Origin of the sequence: Granulicella pectinivorans, from assembly GCF_900114625.1 — a bacterium.
Lineage (GTDB): Bacteria > Acidobacteriota > Terriglobia > Terriglobales > Acidobacteriaceae > Edaphobacter > Edaphobacter pectinivorans.
Genome location: NZ_FOZL01000001.1, coordinates 201,638 through 224,568, shown reverse-complemented (window position 1 = coordinate 224,568; position 22,931 = coordinate 201,638). Strand labels below are relative to the sequence as shown.

The window sequence follows — 22,931 nt, the reverse complement described above, 5'->3', positions numbered from 1 at the left end:
TGGCAGCACGGCCGACTCGGATCGGAAGGATGAAAGGCGGATAGGGCAGGCAAAAAACTGGCCTGTTCGCCTCTTTCCTTTTCTTGTCAGCTGTTGAAAAGAAATTTCGCTTTGGGGCTCATGGAATGCCCGCGTCGGTCGATAAGGTCGAAAAGCCCCTGATGGGTCTTGGAGCGACGACGATGCAGAACGCTCTGCTGAATTTGACGATGCTTGGGTTTCTGTTTCTTCTGTTCGCCACGATGTGGCGCGGACGGAAGGGCAGGCGGCTGCGTCTCTGGAGCTTTGCGTGGCTTCTGCTTCTGCTTCATGGGGCGCTTGCGCTTTGGCAGCCTGCGGGGCACATGGTGCTGGTGTGGATGCACATCCTTCATCTTGTGCTTCTGGTGCTGGCCGCGACGGTCTTCCTGGTCTCGTTTCTGGAAGGGCCGGTGGGGCGGCGGCTGGGGACCAGGATTGGGTTAGGAGTTGCGGTCCCCTGGGTGACGGCCTCGGTAGTGGTGATGCTGATGCCACACGCGACGCTGGTGATTGTGGCGTGTGTGCTGGCGGGGCAGGGGCTTGCCGTTCGGGAGGCTCGGCGGATCGTGGGGCGGGCGCGCCGTATGGGGATTCTGGTGGTGTGTGGGGGGATGACGGTGCTCATGCTGATCTCCGCGCATCGTCATCCGGCGCGTATTCCGGAGATGGCAATCGCCGAGATTCTGCTCGCCGATGCGATTCTGCTGTGGACGAGCGTGCGACGGGATGGGCGGGTGTCGCGCGGCAGGACTCCCGGGGCGGTGGCGGCCTCGGCTGGGCTGGCGGTCTGGGCGGCGTTGTTTCCTGCGGCGATCTTCTTTGGGGAGCTGATGCCGCGGCTTGTGCTGACGCCGATGTTCTGGAATCTGCCGCAGTTCTTCGTAGGCTTCGGGATGCTGATGATTCTGCACGAGGACGACACGACCCGGGAGCGGGAGCTGAGTGAGACGTACCGGCTTCTGTTCGACCGGCATCCTCTGCCGATGTGGGTGTTTCATGCGGAGACGCTCAAGTTTCTGACGGTGAACGATGCGGCAGTGGCGCACTACGGCTATACGCGGGAGCAGTTCGCGGCGATGACGATTCTGGATATCCGGCCGAAGGAGGATCTAGGGAGGCTGGAACGGGAGCTGGAGATGCAGTCGCGCGCCCTGAAGCATACGGCGGGTTGGAGGCATGTGCTGGGGGATGGGCGGGTGATCGAGGTGGATATCTTTAGCCACTCGATTACGTTTGAGCGGCAGCCAGCGCGGATTGTGGTTGCAATGGATGTGACGAGCCGGAATGCGGCGGAGGAGAAGCTGCGGCAGGCCTATAAGCTGGAGTCTCTGGGGCAGCTTACCGGTGGCGTGGCGCATGACTTCAACAACATTCTGGCGATCATTCTGGGCAATCTGGAACTGATTGAGCAGAGACAGATGCTCGATCCTCAGGGCGAGCATCTGGTACGGCAGGCGCTTGCGTCGGTGAATCGCGGGGCGGAGCTGACGCGGAGGCTTCTGGCGTATGCGATGCAGCAGCCGCTGGAGCCCAGGAATGTGGCGATTCCGAGGCTGCTGGAGGACGCAGTGCGGTTCATGCAGAGCAGCCTGGGACCGATGATCGAGGTGAAGGTGGTGTGTGATCCTCTGCTGTGGAACGCGCAGATCGATCCGGGCCAGTTGGAGAACTCGCTGCTGAGCCTGGCGGTGAACGCGCGGGATGCGATGGGCGAGAGCGGAGAGCTGAGGATTCAGTGCCGGAACCTGAAGCTGGATGATGCGGTTGCGGGGCTGCTCGGCGAGGTGAGCGCGGGGGAGTACGTCGTGATCTCCATGTCGGACAACGGAGCGGGTATGCCGGATGAGGTGATTCTTCGGGCGACGGAGCCTTTCTTTACGACCAAGCCGGTGGGCAAGGGGACAGGGCTTGGGCTAAGCATGGTGTACGGATTTTTAAAGCAATCGGGCGGACACATGCAGATTGAGAGCCGGCTGGGTGTGGGAACAAGGGTGTCGATGTATCTGCCGCGATCGGAACATGGGGAAAGGAGAGGAGTGCCGCGGGTGGCGAGTTGGCCGGTGGATGGACTGCCGGGAGGCGAGGAGAGGATCCTGGTGGTCGAGGATGAGCACGCAATTCGCGCAGTGCTGGTGCATCTGCTGCGTTCGCTGGGATATGGAGTGCTGGAGGCGGAGGATGGACCGGGGGCGCTGGCGCATCTGGAGAGGTCGGAGGGGGTTGATCTCTTGCTGACGGACGTGGTGTTGCCGAACGGGATCAGCGGAGGGGCGCTGGCGGCGGACGCGAAGGCGCTGCGACCGGAGATTAAGGTGCTGTTCTCGTCGGGGTATACGCGGAACGCGCTCATTCGGGACCGGCGGCTCGAGGAAGGGGTACATCTCTTGACCAAGCCATTTCGCCTCGCGGAGCTGGCGAATACGGTTAGGCGGGTTCTGGATCTCGGGTAGATCTTTGCCGTGCAGGCAGACGCCACATCCAGGCGGCTCGATCCCCGCATCCTTCCGATGGAGCGGTCCGGCTGATGGCCAAAGCACCTAACCTTCGGGCGCGGCAACCAGAAAACACACCGGCAGGAACGACAACGCCGATGGGTTCGCCTGAGCTAAGAGGTGGTGCGGGGCTGCTGAGATTGGCGGGTGTCGGCGGGGAAGCGGTAGAAACGAGTGCCGCAGGAATCGCATCGGAAGGCGCGCATTCCGATTAATCTGGGGAGTTCCATGAGGAGCTTTTTCTTGTGCGATGGGCGCACGGATTGATCAGTCTTGCAATTGGGGCATTTCGGCATGAGTAAGCTCCTCGCCCGGTGTTGGTGGGCGAACGTAACGTCTCTTCTGAAAAGGCTACCATCTCCCGCATGGGAGAGATAGTTCCCCAAAAGTGGGATGGTGTTGTTTTCTGGTGGAGGGAGACAAAGCGCAGGAAGGCAACGAGCTCTATCGCAAAACGAGAGAATAGCCGGGGCGGTTACACTGGAAGACGCCTATCATGAAGATTCTTACCCACTGGCTCCGTACCCTGCTTCCCACCCTTGCGGTCGATGACCGGCAGCTTGCCGACGACCTTACACTGCGCGGCATTGCCGTCGAAGGCGTTCACGACCTGCCCGGTGGGCACCTGTTCGAGATGGACATTACCACCAACCGCGTGGATGCCATGAACCATTACGGCATCGCACGGGAGGCGGCGACGATCTACAACCTGGCGCTGCCTGCCTTCGACACGACGCTGCCCTTTGTAGCGGTGGAGGCCCCGCCGTTTCCGGTGCGTATTGAGGCGAAAGACCTTTGCGGGCGGTTTACAGCGCAGGTGCTGCGCAATGTAACGATCGCCTCCTCAACGGGGCAGATTGCGGAGTACTTCTCGTTGCTGGGGCAGAAGCAGATCTCGAACGCGGTGGACGCTTCGAACTTCGTGCTGCTCGGCATGGGGCATCCGACGCATGCGTTCGATCTGGACAAGATCGAGGGCGGGATCGTCGTGCGTCTGGCGCGCGAGGGCGAGACGATCAAGCTGCTGGACGGCACGATGCGGACGCTGAAGTCGGACGATCTTGTGGTAGCCGACGAGATGAAGGCGCTGGCGCTCGCGGGTGTCATGGGCGGTTGGGATTCGATGATTACGCCGGAGACGAAGAACATTCTCGTCGAGGCAGCGTGGTTCGATCAGGCGAGCATACGGCGTAGCTCGCGGCGGCATGGTCTGCACACGGATGCGTCGCACCGGTTCGAGCGGGGCGCGGACTTCAATGCGTGTCCCGTGGCGAATACGCTGGTGGCACAACTGATTCTGTCGGCGGGCGGTTATGCCGAAGGGGAGTTGATCGATATCGTTGTGCCCGAGATCGCGGCGAAGACGGCGGAGCGGGCCAGGATCGCGCTCTCGGTCCGGCAGGTACAGAGGCATCTGGGAACAACGCTTGCTGCGGAAGGAATTACGCGGGAGATCGTGGAGCAGTACCTGGAGAGCCTGGGTTGTGCGATGGAAGCGACCTCCGAGGATGCGTTCGCGGTAAAGCTGCCGAGCTGGCGTCTGGATCTGGAGCGGGAGATCGATCTCGTCGAAGAGGTGTGCCGCGTGTATGGGTATAACCGCTTCGCCAATACGCTGCCGACGCCTTTGCCGGTGGTGGCGCATCCTCTGGGGGCGAAAGAGGCAGCGGTGCGGGCACGTTTGCTGGCGCTGGGGTTCTCGGAGTCGATCTCGAGCACCTTTGCGAGTGAGGGCGACGCGGCTCTGTTTGCGGGGGGTATTGGCTCCATCGCGATGGAGAATCCTCTGTCCGAAGAGGCGAAGCTGCTCCGACCCTCGCTGGTGCCCGGCATGGTGACGATGCTCGCGCATAACCTGAATCGCGACGTGCGCGAGGTCAAGCTGTTCGAGCAGGGGCAGGTGTTCACGGGATCGACGGACAGCGTCGTTGAGACGCCGGCGCTCACGCTGGGGCTGACGACGGTTGCAGTGGATTCGCCGTCGCGGACGTACACAGCTGCGGATGCTCCTTTCTTCGCGCTGAAGGGAGCCGTGGAGTCGCTGCTCTCCCTATTTGCGACGCCTTCGGTGACGTATACGGCGGAGGGGTTGCCTGCATGGCTGGAGAGTGGCCGGGCTGCCTCTGTTTCGATTACCGGTTCGCCGGTTGCTGTCTTCGGGCAACTCGCGGGTGCTGAGTCTGCAAAAAGGAAGCTGCGCCAGCCGGTATATGTGGCGGAGATCGATCTGGCTCGTCTATACGCGATGGATCTGAAGCATGTGACGGCAAAAGATCTGTCGCGCTACCAGGCGGTGGAGCGTGACTTCTCGTTTGTGTTTCCGGATGCGGTGGTCTGGGCTTCGATCGCGAGCGCGATTGAGGGCCTGGGCATTGCGGAGATGCAGAGCCTCAAGCCTATCGAAGTCTGGCGGGATGAGAAGAAGTATCCGGGAGTTTATTCGCAGTTGCTGCGGGTGGTGTTCCAGTCGAACGACCGGACGCTGACCGAGACGGAGCTGACCACAGCTTCGGTGCGGATCATCGAGGCTTTGACAGCACTCGGCGGTACACTGCGGGCGTCGTAGGAACCTATCTGGGTACCCCCTTGTTTTACGGACGTTCGCTGACTTCGCGCGTCGCTATACTGGAGAGATGATGAGTGAATCGATGATTAGCGTCGACGAGTTTCAGGCGTTGGAGCAGAAGGTTCTGCGCGCGGTTGAGATTGTGCGTCATGAGCGCGAGGCGCGTGCCGCCGCCGAGGCGGAGGCAGCAAGTCTGCGGGAGCAGTTGAATAGCCTGACGTCGCAGGTGACGGATGCGCAGACCAACGTACAGACGCTGAACCAGGAGCGCGAAGCCGTCAAGGTGCGCGTGGAAAGAATGTTGCGCCAGATGGATGAATTGCTGTAACCAGATGGACGAGTTGCTCTGAATCGGCATCGTATCGCACAGCATGTAAGGTTAAAAGAGAGTTATGTCGAACGAACACAATCCGGAGACCGAGCAGAACGGTGACGCCGTCTCGGTGGAGATCTACGACCAGGTGTACCACCTGCGTGGATCCGACCCGGCGTACATCGCCAAGCTGGCGGCCTCAGTGGACGCGAAGATGCGGACGGTGGCGCAGCAGGGCACCACGGTCGATAGTCTGCGCGTGGCCGTGTTGGCCGCGTTGAATATCGCCGATGAATTGCAGAGACTGCGGCAGCGATATGAAAGCCTGGCGGGGAGCGTGCAGGCATCCGAAGTGAGCATGCGTTCGCGCGCTGGCTCGCTGGCTGGAATGCTGGATGACATCCTGGTAGAGCCTGCGAGACGGGCCGGGTAGCTCGCCTTCGAGCAAGGCGTAAGCAGGATCACAACAAGACAAGACGGATCAGCCCAGGCAACGGCCCTCGAATTGAGGGTCGTTTTTGCTGTGACCGCAATGGAAACGACAGGAAAATTACGGTGTGACACCCATTATACGAGCCGCGTCAAGTTGCAATGCGTCTCTCTAACGCTTAGCATCCAACCTAGAAACCGGCCTGCAAAGCAGGTGCGGGGAATACCGCTGGTTGAACCAATACTCATTGAACAGGGACCTCGCTCGTAGATATGGCTCGGTGTGCAGTGTCCGCCAGTCCGGAATGCCTAAAGAGCCACGGCAGGGTCCCGCCGTCTTAGGACGGGTTCACCAGCGCCTCGCTGCACGGCCCAGTGGGTCGGTTTTCGCAATCTCTATCCTCCAGTGCACGACTCTCTCCTCCACCTCGGTCATCTTCACATCCCCGTCTTCAGCGCGTTCGCGGTGGTGGGGCTGATCGCTGCGCTGTTCCTCAGCCAAAGAACGGCTCGGCTGGCTGGTCTCTTGCCGGAGGCCATGTGGGACGCAGGTGTGGTGGCGGCGATCTCGGTGTTCGTGATCTCGCGTGTGTTGCTGGTGGCCTTCAACTTCAAGAGCTTTCTGGCGTATCCGGTGCTCATCCTTACGTTGCCTTCGGTGACCTTCACCGGTCTGTTTGGCGCGGGTGTCGTGACGGCGATCTTCCTGCGTTATCGCGGCATTGCGTATGCGCGGTTTCTCGATGCCGCTGCGCCTTGCCTTGCGCTGCTCTGGGCGATTCTCAGCCTGGGCGGATTCGCAACCGGCAGCAAGGGGTTGCCGACGACGCTGCCCTGGGGCATTGAAGATGCGTTGCTGGGCAGGATCCACCCGGTTGAGGTGTACACGGCGATCGCCGCGTTTGCGCTCTGCGGTGTGCTGATCGCGGCCTTGATGACCGCGCAGGCGCGTGGCGAGTCCGCAGGGAAGACCGCGGCTACCGGCCTGTTTCTCTTCGGGGCGATTGTTTTCTTTCTTACGTTTCTTACGCAGCCCACGGAGGCTTCGCAGATCCTGCTTCTTGACCCCATCCAGTGGCTTGGGCTCGCAGCGATCGGGCTTGGCACCGTGATGGCTTTGACTCATCTGGATCACGCTCCATCAGCACCCCAACAGGAATCGAGTTCCCATGCCATCTAAGAATATGTTGCCGAAGGGCCAGCGCAGACGCTCCGTGAGAGCGGAGTACGTGGCGACGCGTGGCGTGGAGCCAGAGGAGGCGCCGCCGGTGCCCGTGCTGGACTTTGAAGACGATAACGATGCCGAGGATGGCATTCGGCACTTCACGGCGGACCCAGCCGCTGCAGGCCTGCGCCTGGACCAGTATCTTGCGCAGGCGCTGCCAGACATTTCCCGCGCGCGTGTGCAGATGTTGATTGAGGCCGGTCAGGTGAGGGTGGATGGCAAGACCGCCAAGACCAAGATGAAGCTGGCGGGCGGCGAGCCGATCGAGATTGAAGGATCGCCCGTGCCTCCGCCGCTGCATGCGATCGCAGAGGATATTCCTCTCGACATCCTGTTCGAGGATAAGTACCTCGCCGTGGTGAACAAGCCTGCCGGAATGATGGTGCATGCGGGCGCTGGAACGACGGATGATGCTCGCAATCGCGGCACGCTGGTGAATGCGATTCTGTTTCATCTGAATGCGCTTTCGAGCAGCCAGGGAGAGATGCGGCCGGGGATCGTCCATCGTCTGGACAAGATGACGAGCGGCGCGATCGTGGTGGCGAAGGACGACTCGACGCACCGCAAGCTGGGCGATATGTTCCAGCAGCGGCAGGTCCATAAGACCTACGTCGCGCTCGTCCATGGGCATGTGGTGAAGGATCACACGACGGTCGATCTGCCGATCGCGCGGGATCTCGTAAGGCGAACGCGAATGACGACGCGGCGTGCGGATGGCCGGTCCGCTCGGTCGCATGTGAATGTGCTGGAGCGCATCACGACGCCATACGGGTTGTTCACGCTGGTCGAGGTGAAGATCGAGACAGGCCGGACGCACCAGATTCGCGTGCATATGCAGTCGCTGGGACATCCGGTGGTGGGTGACACGCTATACGGTGCTCCGCATCTGATTCGCGGCCCTGGGCCGAACCCGGGGACGGCGGGGCCCGACGAGACGGCGCTCCATCTGGAGCGGAACTTCCTGCATGCGGCGCACCTGGCGTTTACGCATCCGCAGACGGGCAAGCCGGTAGATACGGACGCTCCGCTGCCAGTGGAGCTGGTGGAGTTTGTGGAAGCTTTGCGGGCTGGACCTGCGTCGAAGTAAGTATGGAAGCGACGGATCTAGTCCGAGGGCGTCACGACGTCGGCGACTTCGAGCTGACGATCTGTACGGATGGCACGTATCTGCTGGATGGCGGGGCGATGTTCGGGGTAGTCCCGAAGACGCTTTGGTCCAAGCGTATCGTCCCGGATGAGCGTAACCTGATTCGGCTTGGGCTGAACACGGCGATCGTGCGCACGGGCAAGCATACGGTGCTGATCGAGACGGGCATCGGCAATAAGCAGTCCACGAAGATGAAGGAGATTCAGGGGAACCAGGAGCTTCTTCCTGCTTCGCTGGCTGCGGCACAGATTCGTCCGGAAGAAGTGGATGTGGTCATCAACACGCATCTGCACTTCGACCACTGCGGGTGGAACACGACGCTGCATCCGGATGGGGCGGTCACTCCTACGTTTCCCAATGCTCGGTACTATGCGCATGCCGGCGAGGTGGTGCATGGGCATCTCCAGCTTGATCGGGATAAGGTCAGCTATCTCTCGCCGAACTATGACCCGCTGATTGCCACGGGGCAGATGGTATTGCTCGATCCGCACAACGAGTGCGGGTTCGCGGACAATCCGGGGATCATTGGTGGTCTATCGCATGGCGGCCCACCGCCACATGTGCAGACGACGTGCGAGATTGTGCCTGGTGTCTGGGTCGAGTGCTTCCCGGGGCATACGGCGCAGATGATGGCGGTCCATGTGGCCTCGAACGGGCAGCATGCCTGTTATGCGGGGGATCTGCTGCCGACGACGCATCATTTGGACCCGACCTGGGTGATGGCCTACGATCTCGATCCGGTCCGGACGATCGCAGAGCGGAAGCGATTCCTGGAGAAGGCCGTGCCGGAGAGGTGGCAGGTCATCTTCACGCATGACCACGAGGCGCCGGTGGGGCGTGTGGGATGGAATGAGAAGGGCAAGCCGGTCATAGTGGCTTAGAAGCGAACCACGTCTCCGTGCAGGGGCAGCGTCTTCTTTTCTGCGACAGGCTTGGGGTGGAAGGCAGATGCTGGGTTGAGCATGCTTCCCTCATCGGACTTGCCCAGCAGATCGAAGGACGAGAACACATACGGGAGGCCTTCGGAGAGCTCGAAGGTGACGCGGTCCGAGAGATGGAAGTGGAGGTGGGGCCCCCCGGCGTTGCCCGAGTCGCCCAGGTGCGCGATCATCGCGCCGCGCTTGACGTGCTGGCCGATGCGCACGCGGATGCTTCCGCTTTGGAGGTGCGCGTAGTGGGCGAAGATGCCGGGTGCGATCTCCAGGATGACGAAGTTGCCATAGGCTCCGCGTGCGGTGATCTCGGTGAGTTCCGGCAGGGGCGCGAGTGGTGCGTGATCGGGGATGCCGTCGCGGAGGTCGCGCACGACCGCGTCTTGGACGGCGAGAACATCCGTGCCGAACCCGGCCCATTGGGTGTTCGCGGTCTGGTTGAGTTTGTCGGTCGGCGATTCGACGGCGTGTCCAGCATCGTTCAGCCCGAAGAAGTCGATGGCAAAACGCTGCGGGATGGTTGCGACTCCGCCTTCGGCGAGCATGCTGCCCCAGTGATGCGACTTGGCATTGCCGGGGCCTTCGTCGACCAGCCAAATATGGCCGCAAAGAGGCGGCCCGATCATCGGGGCCGGGTTTTGGCTCACGGCGACGGGAGCGCCATCGAGGATCTGGGCTTTATCCTTCGGGTCGCTGACGACGACGATGTGACGCAGGCTGTGAGGAGCGAATACGCCGGCGGGGAGCGTAAGCCACACAAACAGCACCTTGAAGCCGCCGGGGCGGATGACGACTTCGGTGCCGCTCTTGGGCGCGTCATCGGCGGTGAGGAGGTCGAGCAGCTTCTCGTGGGAGAAGCTAGCGACGGGAACCTTCGAGGAGTCCATGAAGACGGAGAGGCTTTGGAGCTTGAGGGGGCCGGTGGACTCGTAGAAGTTGGTGAGGTGAACTTCGTATGCGAGATGCAGGCGGTGGTCCGAGCCTTCAAACACGATCGGAGGGTTGGGGATGCTGGCGACGACAGGAGCGTCGTTGGATAGAGCGAGGGTGCCATTGGATTGCGCGAGGCACGGGGCTGCGGCGAGGAGAGCCGCGAGGAGAAGCCTGGCGGCCTTCGGGCGGTACGAGGTCATCCGGTTCTCCAGAGGGCGGATGGGGACAGCCGCCTTCGAGAGTCTTCCAGATGATGACGCGATGTGCAACTCAAATGCGGTTGGAGGCGCGGAGCTCGGCGATCTCCGCGCCGGTGAACACGCGGGAGCGGATGAGGAAGCGGACGCCTTCGCCGTTCTCCAGCGAGAACATGCCTCCCCTCCCGGGGACCACGTCCAGGATGAGTTGCGTGTGCTTCCAGTATTCAAACTGAGACTTGGACATATAGAACGGCGTCTCGCCAAGGGTGGCCAGTAGCACGTCGCTGTCGCCGGTCATGAACTCGCCGCGGGGGTAGCACATGGGGGAGCTGCCGTCGCAGCAACCTCCGGATTGATGGAACATCAGGGGGCCGTGCTTCGCCTCCAGCCTCTGCATGAGGGTGTCGGCGGCTTCGGTGGTAAGGACTTGCTGGACCATGGGGAGAAAGCCTCGGAGGAGCCCACGTCCCGGTACTGAGACGTGGGTCACCCGGGTTGGACTCTAGAAGAAGCCAAGCGCGTTGGGGCTATAGCTGACCAGGACGTTCTTGGTCTGCTGGTAGTGGTCGAGCATCATCTTGTGCGTCTCGCGTCCGATGCCGGACTGCTTGTAGCCGCCGAAGGCCGCATGCGCGGGATACGCGTGGTAGCAGTTGGTCCAGACGCGTCCAGCCTGAATCTCGCGTCCGAAGTGGTAGGCGCGGTTCATGTCCCGCGTCCAGACGCCTGCGCCCAGGCCATACAGCGTGTCATTGGCGATTGCGAGAGCCTCCTCTTCGTCGTGGAACGTTGTCACAGAGACCACCGGCCCGAAGATCTCCTCCTGGAAGATGCGCATCTTGTTATGCCCCTTGAAGATCGTCGGCTCAATGTAATAGCCGCCCGCAAGGTCGCCTTCGAGCATCTTGCGATGGCCTCCGGTCAGCACCTCCGCGCCCTCCTGCCGCCCGATATCCAGGTACGAGAGAATCTTCTCCATCTGCTCGCTGGAGGCCTGCGCGCCCATCATGGTGGAGGCGTCGAGTGGGTTCCCCTGCTTGATCGCTTTCACGCGCTTGATGGCGCGCTCCATGAACTCGTCGTAGAGCGTGTCCTGGATGAGCGCCCGCGACGGACAGGTGCAGACCTCGCCCTGATTGAGCGCGAACATCGCGAAGCCTTCGAGGGCCTTGTCGAAGAAGGCGTCGTCGGCTGCGGCCACATCCTCGAAGAAGATATTCGGGCTCTTGCCACCGAGTTCCAGCGTCACAGGGATGATGTTCTGCGACGCATACTGCATGATGAGGCGGCCCGTGGTCGTCTCGCCGGTGAAGGCGATCTTGTGGATGCGCGGGCTGGAGGCGAGCGGCTTGCCGGCCTCGAGGCCGAAGCCGTTGACGACGTTGAGCACGCCCGGAGGCAGGATGTCGGCGATCAACTCCATCAGCACAAGGATGGAGAGTGGAGTCTGCTCAGCGGGCTTCAGCACCACCGCATTGCCCGCAGCGAGGGCGGGCGCAAGCTTCCACGCAGCCATCAGCAGCGGGAAGTTCCACGGGATGATGAGGCCGATCACGCCGAGGGGCTCATGGTAATGGTAGGCGACGGTGCTCGAGTCGATCTCGGAGATGCCGCCTTCCTGTGCGCGGATGCATCCGCCGAAGTAGCGGAAGTGGTCGATGGCGAGCGGCAGGTCGGCGGCCATGGTCTCGCGGATGGCCTTGCCGTTGTCCCAGGTCTCCACGGTGGCGAGCAGTTCTAGGTTGTCCTGCATGCGCTGCGCGATGCGTTCCAGCATGTGCCCGCGCTCGGCGACGGAGGTCTTGCCCCATGCCGTCTTGGCCGCGTGCGCTGCGTTGAGCGCGCGGTCGATGTCGGCGGCATTTGAGCGGGGGATCTCGCAGAGCACCTGTCCCGTGACCGGGGTGACGTTTTCAAAGTATTCGCCGGAGGCCGGCGCGATCCATTCGCCCCCAATGAAGTTCTCGTACCGTTTCTTGAGCGTGACAGGGAAGCCGTAGGCTCCGGGACGCAGTGCGGTTGCAGTTGCCATAGTCGTTTCCTCTCCGCAGAGGACGGCGCGGTTCGCATCCTCTGACACGCCGGGATTCTAGTCCCGCGAGCCGATCTTTGTCCTGTGCGAACCGTCACACACGGCAAGCACCGGATGGGTCTAAAATGCCGACATGCCCTTTGCGAAACGCCCCATCCTCCCCTGGCGGCTGCGCAACCGTACACTTACGCTCGGTCTGCGAACGTATGTCATGGGTGTGCTGAACATTACGCCCGATAGCTTCTCCGATGGCGGCTACTTCTTCGATCCGCGGCATGCCGTGGACCATGCGTTGAAGATGCTGGACCAGGGTGCAGACCTGCTGGATATCGGCGGGGAGTCGACGCGGCCTTCGGCGTCTCCTTTGCCGGAGGCGGACGAGCAGGCGCGCATTCTCCCGGTCATGTCCGCGATCCTGATTGCCCGGCCCAACGCGATTCTTTCGGTCGATACCTACCACGCTGCGACGGCGCAGAGGGCGATCGACGCGGGCGCGGAGATTGTGAACGATGTGAGCGGGCACCTCTGGGACCATGCCATGACGTCCACGTGTGTGCGGCTGGCCTGCGGCAACATCCTGATGCATACGCACGGGCGTCCCGCCGACTGGCCGACGCAGGCTCCCCTCGAGGGCGATGAGGTACTGCCTCTGGTGGAGCGGGGTCTCGCGGCCTGCGTGGAGAAGGCGTTGGCGGCGGGGCTGAAGAAGGAGAGCATCGTGCTCGACCCGGGGTTTGGGTTCGGGAAGATGGGCGATAGCAACTATCCGCTGCTGGCGCACTTCGACGAGTTGCAGAAGCTCGGGTACCCGCTGCTGGCTGGGATCTCGCGGAAGCGGTTTCTGGCGCACACCATCGCGCCGTTGCATGGCGGGCAGGCTCCGGCTCCGTCGCTGAGAACGTATGCGACGACCGCGGCGAACACGGCGGCGGTACTCGCCGGCGCGCATATCCTGCGGGTGCACGATGTTCCGCAGGCGATGGAGGCCGGGGCCATCGGGGACGCGATCTTAGTCGCGGGGTAGAGGCTCAGGCCAGCAGAGGACAACGCTCAAGGGGAAGAGCAGGTAGACCGAAACGGCAGCGATCCAGTGTGAGGCGGGCCCGTAGCGGTCGAAACCCGAACTGCCGAAGAACTCGAAGACAGCGTAGGCGCACAGCAGGACCAGGCCCGTCTGGGCAGGCAGCTCCGCTGGAAAGAGGAAGCGCCGCGCACCGGGCAGGATCTTCGCGAAGAAGTGCCACACGGCCAGTGCGAAGGGAACTCCGAGCAGAACGACAATCGCCCAGGGCGAGACGTTCAGGCCGCGTTCCACCGTCGCCATGTCGGCATGGGTGGAGAAGGTCCGGTTAGGAACATAGGAGAGAAAGTTGCCGGCATTCATCATGACCAGCAGGAAGAGGAAGAAGGCCATCATAGGCTTGCCATTTTCCTTGGCCGTCCTGTACAGACGGCGCGACAGCAGGTACAGAACGCCGTTGCCGAAGAGCACTCCCGCAACGGCAATCAACGCCGCAAGGGACCCTCGTCCGGAGGCGAAGAGCGGGTCGTAGTCCACGTTCTCATCGATGTCGTCGAGGTACAGCGCGTTATTCATCGTCAGATGCCCGTAATCGAGCGCAAGCGGGTTGGACTTCGCATGAAAGGCCCATGCGAGGAAGGAGTGAGCGTACTCATGGGCCATATACGCGATGGCATGAGACGACCACAGGAAGCCGAGAAGAATCAGCGTGAGCTTCCCCCGCCTCCAAAGTGGGGCTCTATGCCATGAAGACATGATCTCTATTTCACGCCTTCACGATCCTTCAGGTAAGCCTCGCTGAAGGTCTTCTTCGCTTCGGCGATGGGCAGCAGCGTGGGATAAAACTGCACGAAGGTGGTGTCGACCGCCGCGTGGGATTCGTGGCAGGTATAGCAACTCGCCTTCGGCTCGAAGACCTTACCCTTGCCGTTGTCCACATCGAAGAAGCCCCAGGAGCCTGCCGGGCCTTCCCGCTTGAACCGCGCGGAGTCCTTGACGTGGATCTCCATACCGGAGATGTTGGTGTTCTGGAAGCGGCCACCCTTGACGATGACGCCGTCCTTCGACTCGGCGGAGCGGTTCTCAAGCACCATGATGGTCTTGTCCGGCCATGTACCGGTCGCGAGGAAGCTGCGATAGGCCTCGGGATTGACGAAGACGTTGTCGAAGACGGAGTGGTCCGGGGCGCCGGCGCGTTCGCGGTAGGTCATGTCGAAGCCGGAGGTCAGAAAGACCCACTCGCGATAGTTCTTCGGGGCGATCATGTCGCCCTCCGCGGTGTATTCGGGCAGGTTGACGCTTTTCTGCGCGGTGACAGGATGAGGCGACCGCATGATCCACCCCAAAGACACTCCTGCACTGACCACCAGTAAAAGACCGAGACGCATCGCAGACTCCTCCATAGAGCAGAACGGGCAGGACAGCGGGAAAGTTCCGTGAACGTCGATTCTACCGGGAGCCGATAGAATTTCAACTGTATCCGGAAGGAGCATCGTATGGCGGGAAAGTTTGTCTGGGCGTGGGGAGGCTTGACGGCAGCACTCTTGCTTTATGGACTGTATGTCGCATTGGCGGGATCTCCGCCCGATGCGCAACAAGGCAACATGATCCGTGCGTTTTACTATCACTTTCCCAACTGGATCGGCGCGAGTGTCTTTCTGCCGCTCAATCTGTTGGCGTCGGCGGCCTATCTCTTTCTGCGAAACAGGAACATCGGTCTGGCGATGAAGTCCGATGCGATGGCGTTGGCGAGCGCTGAGATGGGCGTCGTCTTCTGCATCCTTGGAATGGTGACAGGATCGCTGTGGGGCAGGGAAGAGTGGGGCATCTGGTGGACGTGGGATGCGCGGCTCACCACAACGCTGATGCTGACTCTGATCTACGTGGCCTATCTGATCGTCCGGCATGTGGTGGACGGGCCTTCGCGGGCTACGATCTGCGCGGTGCTGGCGATCTTCGGGTTTGTTGATATGCCGATCGTGTACATGTCCACAACATGGTGGAGAACGCAGCATCCGGCGCCTGTCTTTGGCGGTGGAGAAGGGTCAGGCGTGGCCCGCAGCATCCTGATGCCGACGCTGTGGAACGTCGGCGCGTGGCTTGCCTGGGGAATCCTTGTCGTTAGTATCCGCTACGCGGCTGAATTCCGCAGACAGAAGAGAGAGTACGAGGAATCCATGGAGCAGCTTGGCATGGAGGTGCATCATGTTTAGCCTGCTCGCTCTTCTGCCCATCGTTCCTTATGATTCCGCGATCGACACGCCCCTCGGGCATCGCAATCTTGTCATCATCTACGTTGTCGTGTGGGTGGTGCAGATGGGGTACGGGGCATACGCCATCAAGAAATGGCGGGATTCGGCAAAGTCGCGCTGACTTTCACCGGGAATGTCGCTGCCTCCAGGGAGACTGGGGATGACCCCAGCCTCCCTGAATAGGTTTAGCCGGCGACTTCTGTGAGAGCCGGGTAGTCGATGTAGCCTTCGTTGCCGTGGGTATAGAAAGTCTGTGGAACGGGGACATTGAGCTCCGCGTTGGTGGCGAAGCGCTCGACCAGGTCGGGGTTGGCGATATAGAGCTTGCCGAAGAGAACCGCGTCTGCCTTGCCGGACTCGATCAGTTCGTCGCCGGCCTGCTTGGTGAAGCGCTCATTCGCCGCGAAGACGCCGCCGAAGGCTTCCTTCAGCTTCGGTCCCAGTGAGTCGGGGCCTTCGTACTCGCGCGCGGCCAGGAAGGCGATCTTGCGCTTGCCCATCTCCCGGGCGTAGTACTCGAAGGTCGCGGCGGGGTTGGAGTCTCCCGCGGACTGTGAATCGCCGCGCGGGGCCAGATGCATGCCCACGCGTCCGGGACCCCAGACGCTGGTAACGGCGTCGAGCACCTCCAGCGGGAAGCGGACGCGGTTCTCAAGAGAACCGCCGTACTCGTCGGTCCGCTGGTTGGGGCCGTCCTGCAGGAACTGGTCGAGGAGGTAGCCATTGGCACCGTGGATCTCGACGCCATCGAAACCGGCCTCCTGCGCATTCTGAGCGCCCTTGCGGAACTCCTCGACGACACCGGCGATCTCAGGGATAGTCAGGGCGTGGGGCACAGGGTAGGGCGTCAGCGGCCGGAGCACCGACACGTTGCCGTTGGCGGCGATGGCAGAAGAAGAGACAGGGGCCCGGCCATTGAGGAAGACCGGCGCGGAGATACGCCCGACATGCCAGATCTGCGCGAAGATGGTCCCGCCCGCCTCGCGAACGGCGCGGGTAACGGGCTTCCAGAGCTCAACCTGCTCCTTCGACCAGATGCCCGGAACCTGCGGGTAGCCGACGCCCATGGGGCTGACCGGTGTGCCTTCGGAGATGATGAGACCGGCGCTGGCACGCTGCCGGTAGTACTCGATCATGACGGGCGTGGGCAGGTGATCGACCGTGCCACGCAGGCGCGTCAGAGGTGCCATCCAGACGCGATTCCGCAACTTCAACTCACCGACAACAATAGGATCAAGCAATCCAGGCACTGGTGAAACCTCCGTAAACTCGTTCTGGCGATTGGATGATACAGATCCCCACAAAGGTGCTGGATAGAATCGAGAGAATGAAACGTGGCGGTTTGATTCTTCTTCTGGTTCTGATGATTGTGCTGGGTGGCGGCTTTCTTGCCCTGATCTGGATCGATATGCGGCACAGCGTGAATACGCCGGTGAAACTGCCTCCTCCGACGCGTTCTTCGCAAGAGCCTCATCGCTCCCAGGAAAGGCCGCGTGAGTCGCGTGAGCCGAAAGGCGAGACGAACTGCGATGCCTCGGGTGTGTCGTGTGCTTCCACCTACTTTGCGGACTGGAAGTGGCCGGAGGATGGGAGCTGCCACGCGACTGTGCGCAACGGATATCCGGAGCCGGATGCGCGGTGTACGCCAGGCGGTGTGACGCCTGGGATGACGGCGGAGACGCTGCGCGATCCGGCGTGGCGGACCAAATGCATTCGCAACTGCCAGAGCAGCGAGCAGCAGAAACATGTCGCGTATGAGTGGTACGGGGTGTCCCGTCCCGCGGACAACCAGGGGGCCAATCAGGTATGCGAGCTGGACCATCTGGTGCCGTTGGAACTCGGCGGGGCGGATGGTTTGGGGAACATCTGGCCGGAGTGCGGGCCTGACTCCGTCACCTTGCGCGAGCGATACTTCAAACAGAAGGATGTGGTCGAAAACTATCTCGCGGCGAAGGTGAAGAAGGGTGAGATGCCACTGGGCGAGGCGCAGAAGGGGATTGCGACGGACTGGGTGCAGTATCTCGACATCGCGCGCAGGGAGTGTTCGGGCAACCGCTGTTAGCGCCACCCCGCTTTAGGGATGAATGCGTTTCATCAAGCCTTCCAGCGTAACCAGCGGATCGTCCGTCAGCCCGGTATGGACCGCTGAGGTCTGGATAATCGTGCTGCGTGGCGAGACGATCCAGTGGAAGCGCTCGCGCTGCGAGAGGGCGGCGATGGGGCCCGCGCTCGCATGGCCCGTAGACACGGCGCATAACGCTCCGAGATGGCGGCGAACCTGATCGAGATCGATCTTCGGCCAGAGAGCCTTGAGACGGGCCTCTTCGACGTGGACGCGGGCCTCAAGGAAGCGCTTCTCCAGGCAGAAGACCACCACACCGACGTTGATGAACTCCTCGCACTCGACGCGGGGCACGACGCGGATCGTTGCGTAATCAAATGAGGTCTGCATGCGCGCGCTGGGCCTCCTCGACGAACCCGGCCGTGTTGGCGAGTCTTTGGGTCAGGTAGGCGACGTAGTCCTCGCGCTGCTCGATCGGGAGCCACTGTTCAGGAACGAGCTCCATGATCTTGCGAAACAGGTCTTCGCTGAGCCGCTGTCTGGCAAGCACATCTGCGCCGGTCAGGTCGCTGGCCCAGCGGAGCAGAACATGGGTGTGGATGGCGGCGAAGCGAGCCGCAGGATTCGACAGATACGCCTCATCGCGCCACTGGTGCTGGAAGTAGAGCGCCGCGCCGTGGTCGATGAACCACGGGTTCTCGCCCCACATCAGCAGGTTGGGGTTGCGTGCGGTGCGGTCGATATTGGTGACAAAGGCGTCGAACCAGACGGCCAGCGAGGCGGTCTCGCAGTCGACTTTGTCTCCGGCGGCGAGGTCGAACATGGTCGAGCCGGGTAGGAAGTCCATCGCGAGGTTCGTTCCTATGCTGCGCTTCATCAGGTCGCGGATCTCGGCATCGGGCTCGTTGCGCCCAAGCGCGACTTCCACCTCGACAAGGCAGAGCTCAGGCACGCGCAGTCCAAGCGCTCGACCGACCTCGCCCGCGACGAGTTCGGCGACCAGCGCGAGCGGACCTTGGCCGGCTCCGCGGAACTTCAGGACATAAAGACCGAAGTCGTCTGCCTCGATGATCGCGGGCATGGAGCCGCCCTCGCGGAGAGGCATGACGTAGCGTGTGGCCTGGATCGTACGAAGCATTCTCTTCAAGCCTACCAGCGCCTGTCCCGCGGGACCTCCGGATGGTATTCTGCGAGGGCGAAGGAAAGCCGAATGTCTCCGATTCTTTTAGTTCTTGTTGTCCTGCAAATCGTCACGTTGATCGTGGTTGCGATCCTTTTCCTCCGGAAGCCCTCGGATGCAGTTCAGCCGGATCCACGGCTTGGGCAGATCCCCGACACGCTCATCCGCCATGAGGCACGTCTGGAGGCGATGGGGCACTCGCTCGACTCGCTGACGGCGGCTCTGCGGGCTGACCTGGCGATGCATCGCAACGAGGCGGGGCAGCAGGCCATCGCCACGCGCGAGGCGCATGAGAAGACCTCGCTGCATCTGCGGCAGGAACTCACGGCTGCGGTCGATCGGCTCTCCACCACGCTGGCTGCCGGTCTGGACAACTTCCGCGCGGACAATCGCACCGCGGGCGAGGCGCTGCGGATTGCCGTGACCAACGACCTAACCGCCATCGGGCAGAGGCTGGCCAACTTCATGAACGAGACGAACCGCGCCCAGATGGAAGCGCGGGATTCCCTCCATGCGCGCCTCGAGGGGCTGAATGCGGCGAACGTCCAGCATCAGGAGAAGCTGCGGGCTACCGTCGAGGCACGCCTGGAGGCGCTCAATAGCGCCAACACGGCCAAGCTCGAGGAGATGCGCAGGACGGTCGACGAAAAGCTGCATGAGACGTTGCAGACGCGTCTGACCGAGAGCTTCGGGCAGGTGACGGACCAGCTCAACAAGGTTCATACCGGGCTCGGCGAGATGTCGAAGCTGTCGGAAGGGGTGGACGGGCTCTCTCGGATCTTTACCAACGTGAAGTCGCGCGGGGGCTTCGCCGAAGTACAGCTTGGCATGCTGCTGAAGCAGATGCTGGCCCCCGGGCAGTTCATTGAAAACGCTGTCGTCAAGCAGGGAAGCGCGGAGCGGGTGGAGTACGCGGTGCGCTTTCCCACCAACGCGGGCGAGCGGCTGTTGCCCATCGACGCGAAGTTCCCGCGCGAGGCCTGGGAGAGGCTTGAAGCAGCGTACGAGTCCAATGTCCCGGAGGCCGTCGTGCGTGAGGGCAGGGCATTTGAGAATGCGATTCGTACGGAGGCCGATCGCATCTGCAGTAAATACATTCACGCACCCGCGACCACACCCTACGCGATCATGTTTCTGCCAACCGAGGGGCTCTATGCCGAGGTGATCCGCCGTGAAGCGTTGCAGGCGGAGATTCAGTCGCAGTGTCACGTGACGATCGCCGGCCCGACGACGCTCTCGGCGATCCTCACAAGCTTCCAGATGGGCTTCCACATGCTGGCGCTGCAGGAGAAGGGCGACGAGGTCTGGAAGGTGCTGGAGAGCACGAAGACGGAGTTCAAGAACTTCGAGAACCTGATGGGCAACATGGAGCGGCAGGTCGGTACGGTGCAGAACACAATCCAGAAGCTGAACGTGCGCACCCGCGCGATCAACCGCACGCTGCGTGAGGTTTCGGACACGGAGACGAATGCAACGCTCGAACTCGAGGATCTCGGATCTCCGATTCTCCGTCTGGCTGCGGAAGACGCAGAATGATGCGGAAGGGGAGCAACCTTTGGCGGGCTCTATAAATCCTTGAATCCGCGCAGGACGCCAGTGCGTCATATGTGTGTACGGAAGCTTGGAGCACCCTTAATGAAAAGCTTGAAAACACATCTCGCACTCGCACTTGGAACAATCATCCTGCTGGCGCCTGCCGCGCTGATCGCGCAGAGCAATCCGCATGCAGGGGGAAGTGGAACGCATATGCGCCCGGTCCTGTTTCATGACCGCTCGCCCCGTCCCCACGTCCACACCGTGGCCCCCCACCACTAAGACCTAAAGGCTCTCCCTGGCGGTTCTGGCTCGTTCGATAAATTGCCTGAGCCGCTCCGGATCCTTCTTTCCCGGAATACCTTCCACACCACTCGCAACATCCACCCCCCAGGGTTTCAGGCGAGTCATCGCTTCGGTGACGTTTCCCGGACCCAGCCCCCCCGCCACAATCATCGGCAGTCCGGGCCCCGCAAAGAGGCGCGCTGCCGCTTTCCAATCGAAGGTGCGTCCCGTTCCCCCGAGGGCCGAGCCCACCTTGGAATCGATCAGCACGCGGTCGACGTGCCCTGTGGCTTGCAGGGCGGAGACGCGCGCCAGAAGCTCGTCCGTGGCGTTTTCCGCATCGACCACCCAATGGAGCGTCTGAGCGATCGTCAGCGATGGTCCGAACTCAGCTTTCAGAAGCCCCGGCAGAGCCGGGTCGCCCTCGCCATGGAGCTGTACGCCGGTCAGCCCGGCTGTACGAACGGCGTTGCGCATCTCGGCGAATTCCAACGTCTGGAAGACGCCTACACGCTCCCCAGGGCCCGTCAGGCGGCGCGTGATCTCCCCGACCTGCTCCGGCGTCACACGGCGGCTGCTAGGCGCGAAGACGAAGCCTACAGCGTCCGCCCCAAGGTCGAGCGCGAGCTGCGTGTCTTCGAGGTTGGTGTTCGCACAGATTTTGACCCACATGGCGAAAAGCCGCTTTCTTAGAACTCCGAGGCGTATTCGGTGTCGAGCAGTACAGCGAGTTGAGCCGCCGGTTCGGGCTGGCGCATCAGTGCCTCACCGATCAGGAAGGCGTCGTAGCCAGCTTTCATCAGCTTCTCGACCTCCTCCAGGCTCCCGATGCCGCTCTCGGCCACGCGCAGCACCTGTTCGGGCAGCGCGGAGACCATCTCGTACAAACGCTGTGTGTGGACGGTCATGGTCTTGAGGTCGCGGGAGTTCACGCCGATCGTGTGGAAGCCGAGGTCGACCGCCCGCTTGATCTCATCCAGCGTATGGGTCTCGCACAGTACGTCGAGACCCCAGCGATTGGCCTCCTCGTGCAGCTCCTTGAGGTCGGCGTCCGTGTGGGTGGCGACGATCAACAGAATCGCGTCGGCACCCGCCGCCTTGGCCTCGAGGATCTGGAACGGGTCGACGATGAAATCCTTGCGCAGCAGCGGAATGTTGACGGCCTCGCGGACCGCGATCAGATCGGCGAGCGAACCCTGGAAGAACTCCTCGTCGGTCAGGACGGACAGGCAGGCTGCGCCGCCGGCCTCAAACGACTTGGCCAGCGCGACGGGATTGTAGTTCTCCCGGATAAGCCCCTTGGAGGGCGATGCCTTCTTCAGTTCGGCGATGATGGCCGGACCCTTGGTCGCGGCGCTACGGAGTGCGGCAGCCCAGCCCTTGGCCTTGCGTGCAGCCGCCCTGCGCTCCATCTCGGGAATGTTGGCGACGGCTTTCCGTTCGAGCGCGCGGATCAGGGCGTGGGAGGAAATCACTTCGAGTTGATCGAGAGGCATAGTCATCGTTTAGAGGCACTCCTGCCCGTGATCGTTGCACGTTTTGCGGCATTTAGCCCCAAACGGCAACAGCCCCGAGAGAAGCTCCGGGGGCTGAATACTGCGTAAACCAAACCACTCTATGTGTTGGTGCCGAAAAGAGGACTCGAACCTCCACACCCTTGCGAGTACGTGGACCTGAACCACGCGCGTCTGCCAATTCCGCCATTTCGGCATGTTTCGTAACCGTTGGAAAGAACCCCTTCGGTCACATCGCCTTAATCATCCTTTCAAACCCTGGTCCCTCTGTCAATTCGGGTGCATCTTGCCATACACTTGGGCAATCAGTTCGAAGGTGCCGGACTCTGTTTTTGCCAGCAAGACACAGAGGATGCGAGAGAGCCGGTACGCATGTGATTCCACGGGGAAGACCCCGCGGACAGAGAGCCGATCGATCCGGCTCGCGTTCGCCCGGCCGCACAACCCTATCTCTGCCACGATCGATCCCATCTATGGACCAAGTCTGACCATGCCCGAATCCCACACCCACGAGACGGACAAGATCCCAGAGGATCTTGCCATTGAAATTCGTAAACTTGCCCACGATCTCTCGAACGCCCTGGAGATCATCGTCCAGACCAGCTTTCTGTTGTCGACCACGGAGATGAAGGAGCCGGGCAGCGACTGGCTGCGCATGCTCGACGGCGGCGTCCAGAAGGCGCTGGATATCAACCTCGCGCTGCGGGCCTATATCAAGGAACATACCCCGCGTTAGGGTCCCAGATTCCGCCGGACGGGTTCCCTGCGCGGCCAGCGGTCACATCGTGACGGCT

24 protein-coding genes and 1 tRNA gene are annotated in these 22,931 nt (G+C 62.0%); 14 read left to right on the top strand and 11 right to left on the bottom strand.

Going from position 1 to position 22,931, the window contains the following annotated elements; translation table 11 throughout:
- The first annotated feature begins 125 nt into the window (after nt 1-125).
- The 7 genes from BM400_RS00935 (at nt 126) to BM400_RS00905 (ending at nt 9,074) form a co-directional block, all read left to right on the top strand.
- On the top strand, nt 126-2,471 hold the full coding sequence (locus tag BM400_RS00935; protein ID WP_089835768.1) for an ATP-binding protein: 2,346 nt from the start codon (nt 126-128) through the stop codon (nt 2,469-2,471).
- Between the two features lie 538 nt (nt 2,472-3,009).
- Nucleotides 3,010-5,079, top strand: a complete 2,070-nt coding sequence (pheT, locus tag BM400_RS00930; RefSeq protein WP_089835766.1) for a phenylalanine--tRNA ligase subunit beta — start codon at nt 3,010-3,012, stop codon at nt 5,077-5,079.
- Nucleotides 5,080-5,146: 67 nt separating this feature from the next.
- Nucleotides 5,147-5,407: a hypothetical protein gene (locus BM400_RS00925; RefSeq protein WP_245781614.1), complete on the top strand. Its 261-nt coding sequence runs from the start codon at nt 5,147-5,149 to the stop codon at nt 5,405-5,407.
- 64 nt (nt 5,408-5,471) lie between these two features.
- Nucleotides 5,472-5,825, top strand: a complete 354-nt coding sequence (locus tag BM400_RS00920; RefSeq protein ID WP_089835764.1) for a cell division protein ZapA — start codon at nt 5,472-5,474, stop codon at nt 5,823-5,825.
- A gap of 402 nt (nt 5,826-6,227) precedes the next feature.
- Nucleotides 6,228-7,001 carry a prolipoprotein diacylglyceryl transferase gene (locus BM400_RS00915; RefSeq protein WP_089835762.1) on the top strand — a complete coding sequence of 258 codons (774 nt, stop codon included), beginning with the start codon at nt 6,228-6,230 and terminating at the stop codon, nt 6,999-7,001.
- Nucleotides 6,991-8,133: an RluA family pseudouridine synthase gene (locus tag BM400_RS00910; protein WP_089835760.1), complete on the top strand. Its 1,143-nt coding sequence runs from the start codon at nt 6,991-6,993 to the stop codon at nt 8,131-8,133. Before BM400_RS00915 ends, BM400_RS00910 begins: the two co-directional genes overlap by 11 nt.
- A gap of 2 nt (nt 8,134-8,135) precedes the next feature.
- Complete coding sequence (locus BM400_RS00905; RefSeq protein ID WP_089835758.1) at nt 8,136-9,074, top strand: MBL fold metallo-hydrolase; 939 nt, start codon at nt 8,136-8,138, stop codon at nt 9,072-9,074.
- On the opposite strand, the gene BM400_RS00900 is transcribed toward BM400_RS00905, so the two are convergent.
- From BM400_RS00900 to adh, 3 genes are all read right to left on the bottom strand, one after another.
- Nucleotides 9,071-10,258, bottom strand: coding sequence for a M23 family metallopeptidase (locus tag BM400_RS00900; RefSeq protein WP_089835756.1), 1,188 nt, complete (start codon nt 10,256-10,258; stop codon nt 9,071-9,073). The genes BM400_RS00905 and BM400_RS00900 overlap by 4 nt on opposite strands.
- Before the next feature lie 70 nt (nt 10,259-10,328).
- Nucleotides 10,329-10,697 (bottom strand): DUF779 domain-containing protein, encoded by a 369-nt coding sequence (locus tag BM400_RS00895; RefSeq protein ID WP_089835755.1) that lies wholly within the window; start codon nt 10,695-10,697, stop codon nt 10,329-10,331.
- 63 nt (nt 10,698-10,760) lie between these two features.
- Nucleotides 10,761-12,290, bottom strand: coding sequence for an aldehyde dehydrogenase (gene adh, locus BM400_RS00890; RefSeq protein ID WP_089835753.1), 1,530 nt, complete (start codon nt 12,288-12,290; stop codon nt 10,761-10,763).
- Between the two features lie 133 nt (nt 12,291-12,423).
- Between adh and folP the strand changes: the two genes are divergently transcribed.
- Entirely contained in the window at nt 12,424-13,314 is an 891-nt protein-coding gene (folP, locus tag BM400_RS00885) for a dihydropteroate synthase (protein ID WP_175528802.1), read from the top strand.
- On the opposite strand, the gene BM400_RS00880 is transcribed toward folP, so the two are convergent.
- Entirely contained in the window at nt 13,300-14,067 is a 768-nt protein-coding gene (locus BM400_RS00880; RefSeq protein WP_141223764.1) for a hypothetical protein, read from the bottom strand. The genes folP and BM400_RS00880 overlap by 15 nt on opposite strands.
- A 5-nt stretch (nt 14,068-14,072) precedes the next feature.
- A complete protein-coding gene (locus BM400_RS00875) occupies nt 14,073-14,699 on the bottom strand; it encodes a cytochrome P460 family protein (protein ID WP_245781613.1) in 627 nt (208 codons plus the stop codon).
- A 108-nt stretch (nt 14,700-14,807) separates the two neighbouring features.
- Here BM400_RS00875 and ccsA point away from each other — a divergent pair, with 108 nt between their 5' ends.
- Both ccsA and BM400_RS21865 read left to right on the top strand, forming a co-directional pair.
- Nucleotides 14,808-15,524 (top strand): cytochrome c biogenesis protein CcsA, encoded by a 717-nt coding sequence (gene ccsA, locus BM400_RS00870; RefSeq protein WP_089835747.1) that lies wholly within the window; start codon nt 14,808-14,810, stop codon nt 15,522-15,524.
- The gene (locus tag BM400_RS21865; protein ID WP_175528801.1) at nt 15,517-15,684 is read left to right on the top strand and encodes a hypothetical protein; all 168 of its coding nucleotides are present in this window, start codon (nt 15,517-15,519) and stop codon (nt 15,682-15,684) included. Before ccsA ends, BM400_RS21865 begins: the two co-directional genes overlap by 8 nt.
- Before the next feature lie 64 nt (nt 15,685-15,748).
- Here BM400_RS21865 and BM400_RS00865 read toward each other — a convergent pair whose 3' ends face one another.
- The gene (locus BM400_RS00865; protein WP_089835745.1) at nt 15,749-16,813 is read right to left on the bottom strand and encodes an alkene reductase; all 1,065 of its coding nucleotides are present in this window, start codon (nt 16,811-16,813) and stop codon (nt 15,749-15,751) included.
- Nucleotides 16,814-16,890: 77 nt separating this feature from the next.
- Here BM400_RS00865 and BM400_RS00860 point away from each other — a divergent pair, with 77 nt between their 5' ends.
- The gene (locus BM400_RS00860; RefSeq protein WP_175528800.1) at nt 16,891-17,625 is read left to right on the top strand and encodes a hypothetical protein; all 735 of its coding nucleotides are present in this window, start codon (nt 16,891-16,893) and stop codon (nt 17,623-17,625) included.
- Nucleotides 17,626-17,637: 12 nt separating this feature from the next.
- Here BM400_RS00860 and BM400_RS00855 read toward each other — a convergent pair whose 3' ends face one another.
- Together BM400_RS00855 and BM400_RS00850 are read right to left on the bottom strand one after the other, a co-directional pair.
- Nucleotides 17,638-18,015 carry a DUF3037 domain-containing protein gene (locus BM400_RS00855; RefSeq protein ID WP_089835742.1) on the bottom strand — a complete coding sequence of 126 codons (378 nt, stop codon included), beginning with the start codon at nt 18,013-18,015 and terminating at the stop codon, nt 17,638-17,640.
- Nucleotides 17,999-18,763, bottom strand: a complete 765-nt coding sequence (locus tag BM400_RS00850) for a HipA family kinase (RefSeq protein WP_089835740.1) — start codon at nt 18,761-18,763, stop codon at nt 17,999-18,001. The genes BM400_RS00855 and BM400_RS00850 overlap by 17 nt, the downstream gene beginning before the upstream one ends.
- A 72-nt stretch (nt 18,764-18,835) precedes the next feature.
- Here BM400_RS00850 and BM400_RS00845 point away from each other — a divergent pair, with 72 nt between their 5' ends.
- On the top strand, nt 18,836-20,341 hold the full coding sequence (locus tag BM400_RS00845) for a DNA recombination protein RmuC (protein WP_245781611.1): 1,506 nt from the start codon (nt 18,836-18,838) through the stop codon (nt 20,339-20,341).
- Between the two features lie 99 nt (nt 20,342-20,440).
- On the top strand, nt 20,441-20,620 hold the full coding sequence (locus tag BM400_RS21860; RefSeq protein WP_089835738.1) for a hypothetical protein: 180 nt from the start codon (nt 20,441-20,443) through the stop codon (nt 20,618-20,620).
- Nucleotides 20,621-20,623: 3 nt separating this feature from the next.
- Here BM400_RS21860 and BM400_RS00835 read toward each other — a convergent pair whose 3' ends face one another.
- The 3 genes from BM400_RS00835 to BM400_RS00825 all read right to left on the bottom strand — a co-directional run bounded on the left by BM400_RS00835 (nt 20,624) and on the right by BM400_RS00825 (nt 22,333).
- On the bottom strand, nt 20,624-21,295 hold the full coding sequence (locus BM400_RS00835) for a phosphoribosylanthranilate isomerase (protein ID WP_089835736.1): 672 nt from the start codon (nt 21,293-21,295) through the stop codon (nt 20,624-20,626).
- 17 nt (nt 21,296-21,312) lie between these two features.
- The gene (trpC, locus tag BM400_RS00830; protein ID WP_245781610.1) at nt 21,313-22,125 is read right to left on the bottom strand and encodes an indole-3-glycerol phosphate synthase TrpC; all 813 of its coding nucleotides are present in this window, start codon (nt 22,123-22,125) and stop codon (nt 21,313-21,315) included.
- A 121-nt stretch (nt 22,126-22,246) separates the two neighbouring features.
- Nucleotides 22,247-22,333: transfer RNA gene (locus BM400_RS00825), tRNA-Leu, on the bottom strand.
- Nucleotides 22,334-22,627: 294 nt separating this feature from the next.
- Between BM400_RS00825 and BM400_RS00820 the strand changes: the two genes are divergently transcribed.
- Nucleotides 22,628-22,873: a hypothetical protein gene (locus tag BM400_RS00820; protein ID WP_089841332.1), complete on the top strand. Its 246-nt coding sequence runs from the start codon at nt 22,628-22,630 to the stop codon at nt 22,871-22,873.
- Nucleotides 22,874-22,931: the final 58 nt, after the last annotated feature.

What these genes read in the sequence shown, in the direction of transcription:
- BM400_RS00935 (WP_089835768.1), top strand. Translation starts at nt 126, where the DNA reads ATGCCCGCGTCGGTCGATAAGGTCGAAAAGCCCCTGATGGGTCTTGGA.
- pheT (WP_089835766.1), top strand. Translation starts at nt 3,010, where the DNA reads ATGAAGATTCTTACCCACTGGCTCCGTACCCTGCTTCCCACCCTTGCG.
- BM400_RS00925 (WP_245781614.1), top strand. Translation starts at nt 5,147, where the DNA reads ATGATGAGTGAATCGATGATTAGCGTCGACGAGTTTCAGGCGTTGGAG.
- BM400_RS00920 (WP_089835764.1), top strand. Translation starts at nt 5,472, where the DNA reads ATGTCGAACGAACACAATCCGGAGACCGAGCAGAACGGTGACGCCGTC.
- BM400_RS00910 (WP_089835760.1), top strand. Translation starts at nt 6,991, where the DNA reads ATGCCATCTAAGAATATGTTGCCGAAGGGCCAGCGCAGACGCTCCGTG.
- BM400_RS00905 (WP_089835758.1), top strand. Translation starts at nt 8,136, where the DNA reads ATGGAAGCGACGGATCTAGTCCGAGGGCGTCACGACGTCGGCGACTTC.
- BM400_RS00900 (WP_089835756.1), bottom strand. Translation starts at nt 10,258, where the DNA reads ATGACCTCGTACCGCCCGAAGGCCGCCAGGCTTCTCCTCGCGGCTCTC.
- BM400_RS00895 (WP_089835755.1), bottom strand. Translation starts at nt 10,697, where the DNA reads ATGGTCCAGCAAGTCCTTACCACCGAAGCCGCCGACACCCTCATGCAG.
- adh (WP_089835753.1), bottom strand. Translation starts at nt 12,290, where the DNA reads ATGGCAACTGCAACCGCACTGCGTCCCGGAGCCTACGGCTTCCCTGTC.
- folP (WP_175528802.1), top strand. Translation starts at nt 12,424, where the DNA reads ATGCCCTTTGCGAAACGCCCCATCCTCCCCTGGCGGCTGCGCAACCGT.
- BM400_RS00880 (WP_141223764.1), bottom strand. Translation starts at nt 14,067, where the DNA reads ATGTCTTCATGGCATAGAGCCCCACTTTGGAGGCGGGGGAAGCTCACG.
- BM400_RS00875 (WP_245781613.1), bottom strand. Translation starts at nt 14,699, where the DNA reads ATGCGTCTCGGTCTTTTACTGGTGGTCAGTGCAGGAGTGTCTTTGGGG.
- ccsA (WP_089835747.1), top strand. Translation starts at nt 14,808, where the DNA reads ATGGCGGGAAAGTTTGTCTGGGCGTGGGGAGGCTTGACGGCAGCACTC.
- BM400_RS21865 (WP_175528801.1), top strand. Translation starts at nt 15,517, where the DNA reads ATGTTTAGCCTGCTCGCTCTTCTGCCCATCGTTCCTTATGATTCCGCG.
- BM400_RS00860 (WP_175528800.1), top strand. Translation starts at nt 16,891, where the DNA reads ATGAAACGTGGCGGTTTGATTCTTCTTCTGGTTCTGATGATTGTGCTG.
- BM400_RS00855 (WP_089835742.1), bottom strand. Translation starts at nt 18,015, where the DNA reads ATGCAGACCTCATTTGATTACGCAACGATCCGCGTCGTGCCCCGCGTC.
- BM400_RS00850 (WP_089835740.1), bottom strand. Translation starts at nt 18,763, where the DNA reads ATGCTTCGTACGATCCAGGCCACACGCTACGTCATGCCTCTCCGCGAG.
- BM400_RS00845 (WP_245781611.1), top strand. Translation starts at nt 18,836, where the DNA reads ATGTCTCCGATTCTTTTAGTTCTTGTTGTCCTGCAAATCGTCACGTTG.
- BM400_RS21860 (WP_089835738.1), top strand. Translation starts at nt 20,441, where the DNA reads ATGAAAAGCTTGAAAACACATCTCGCACTCGCACTTGGAACAATCATC.
- BM400_RS00835 (WP_089835736.1), bottom strand. Translation starts at nt 21,295, where the DNA reads ATGTGGGTCAAAATCTGTGCGAACACCAACCTCGAAGACACGCAGCTC.
- trpC (WP_245781610.1), bottom strand. Translation starts at nt 22,125, where the DNA reads ATGACTATGCCTCTCGATCAACTCGAAGTGATTTCCTCCCACGCCCTG.
- BM400_RS00820 (WP_089841332.1), top strand. Translation starts at nt 22,628, where the DNA reads ATGCCCGAATCCCACACCCACGAGACGGACAAGATCCCAGAGGATCTT.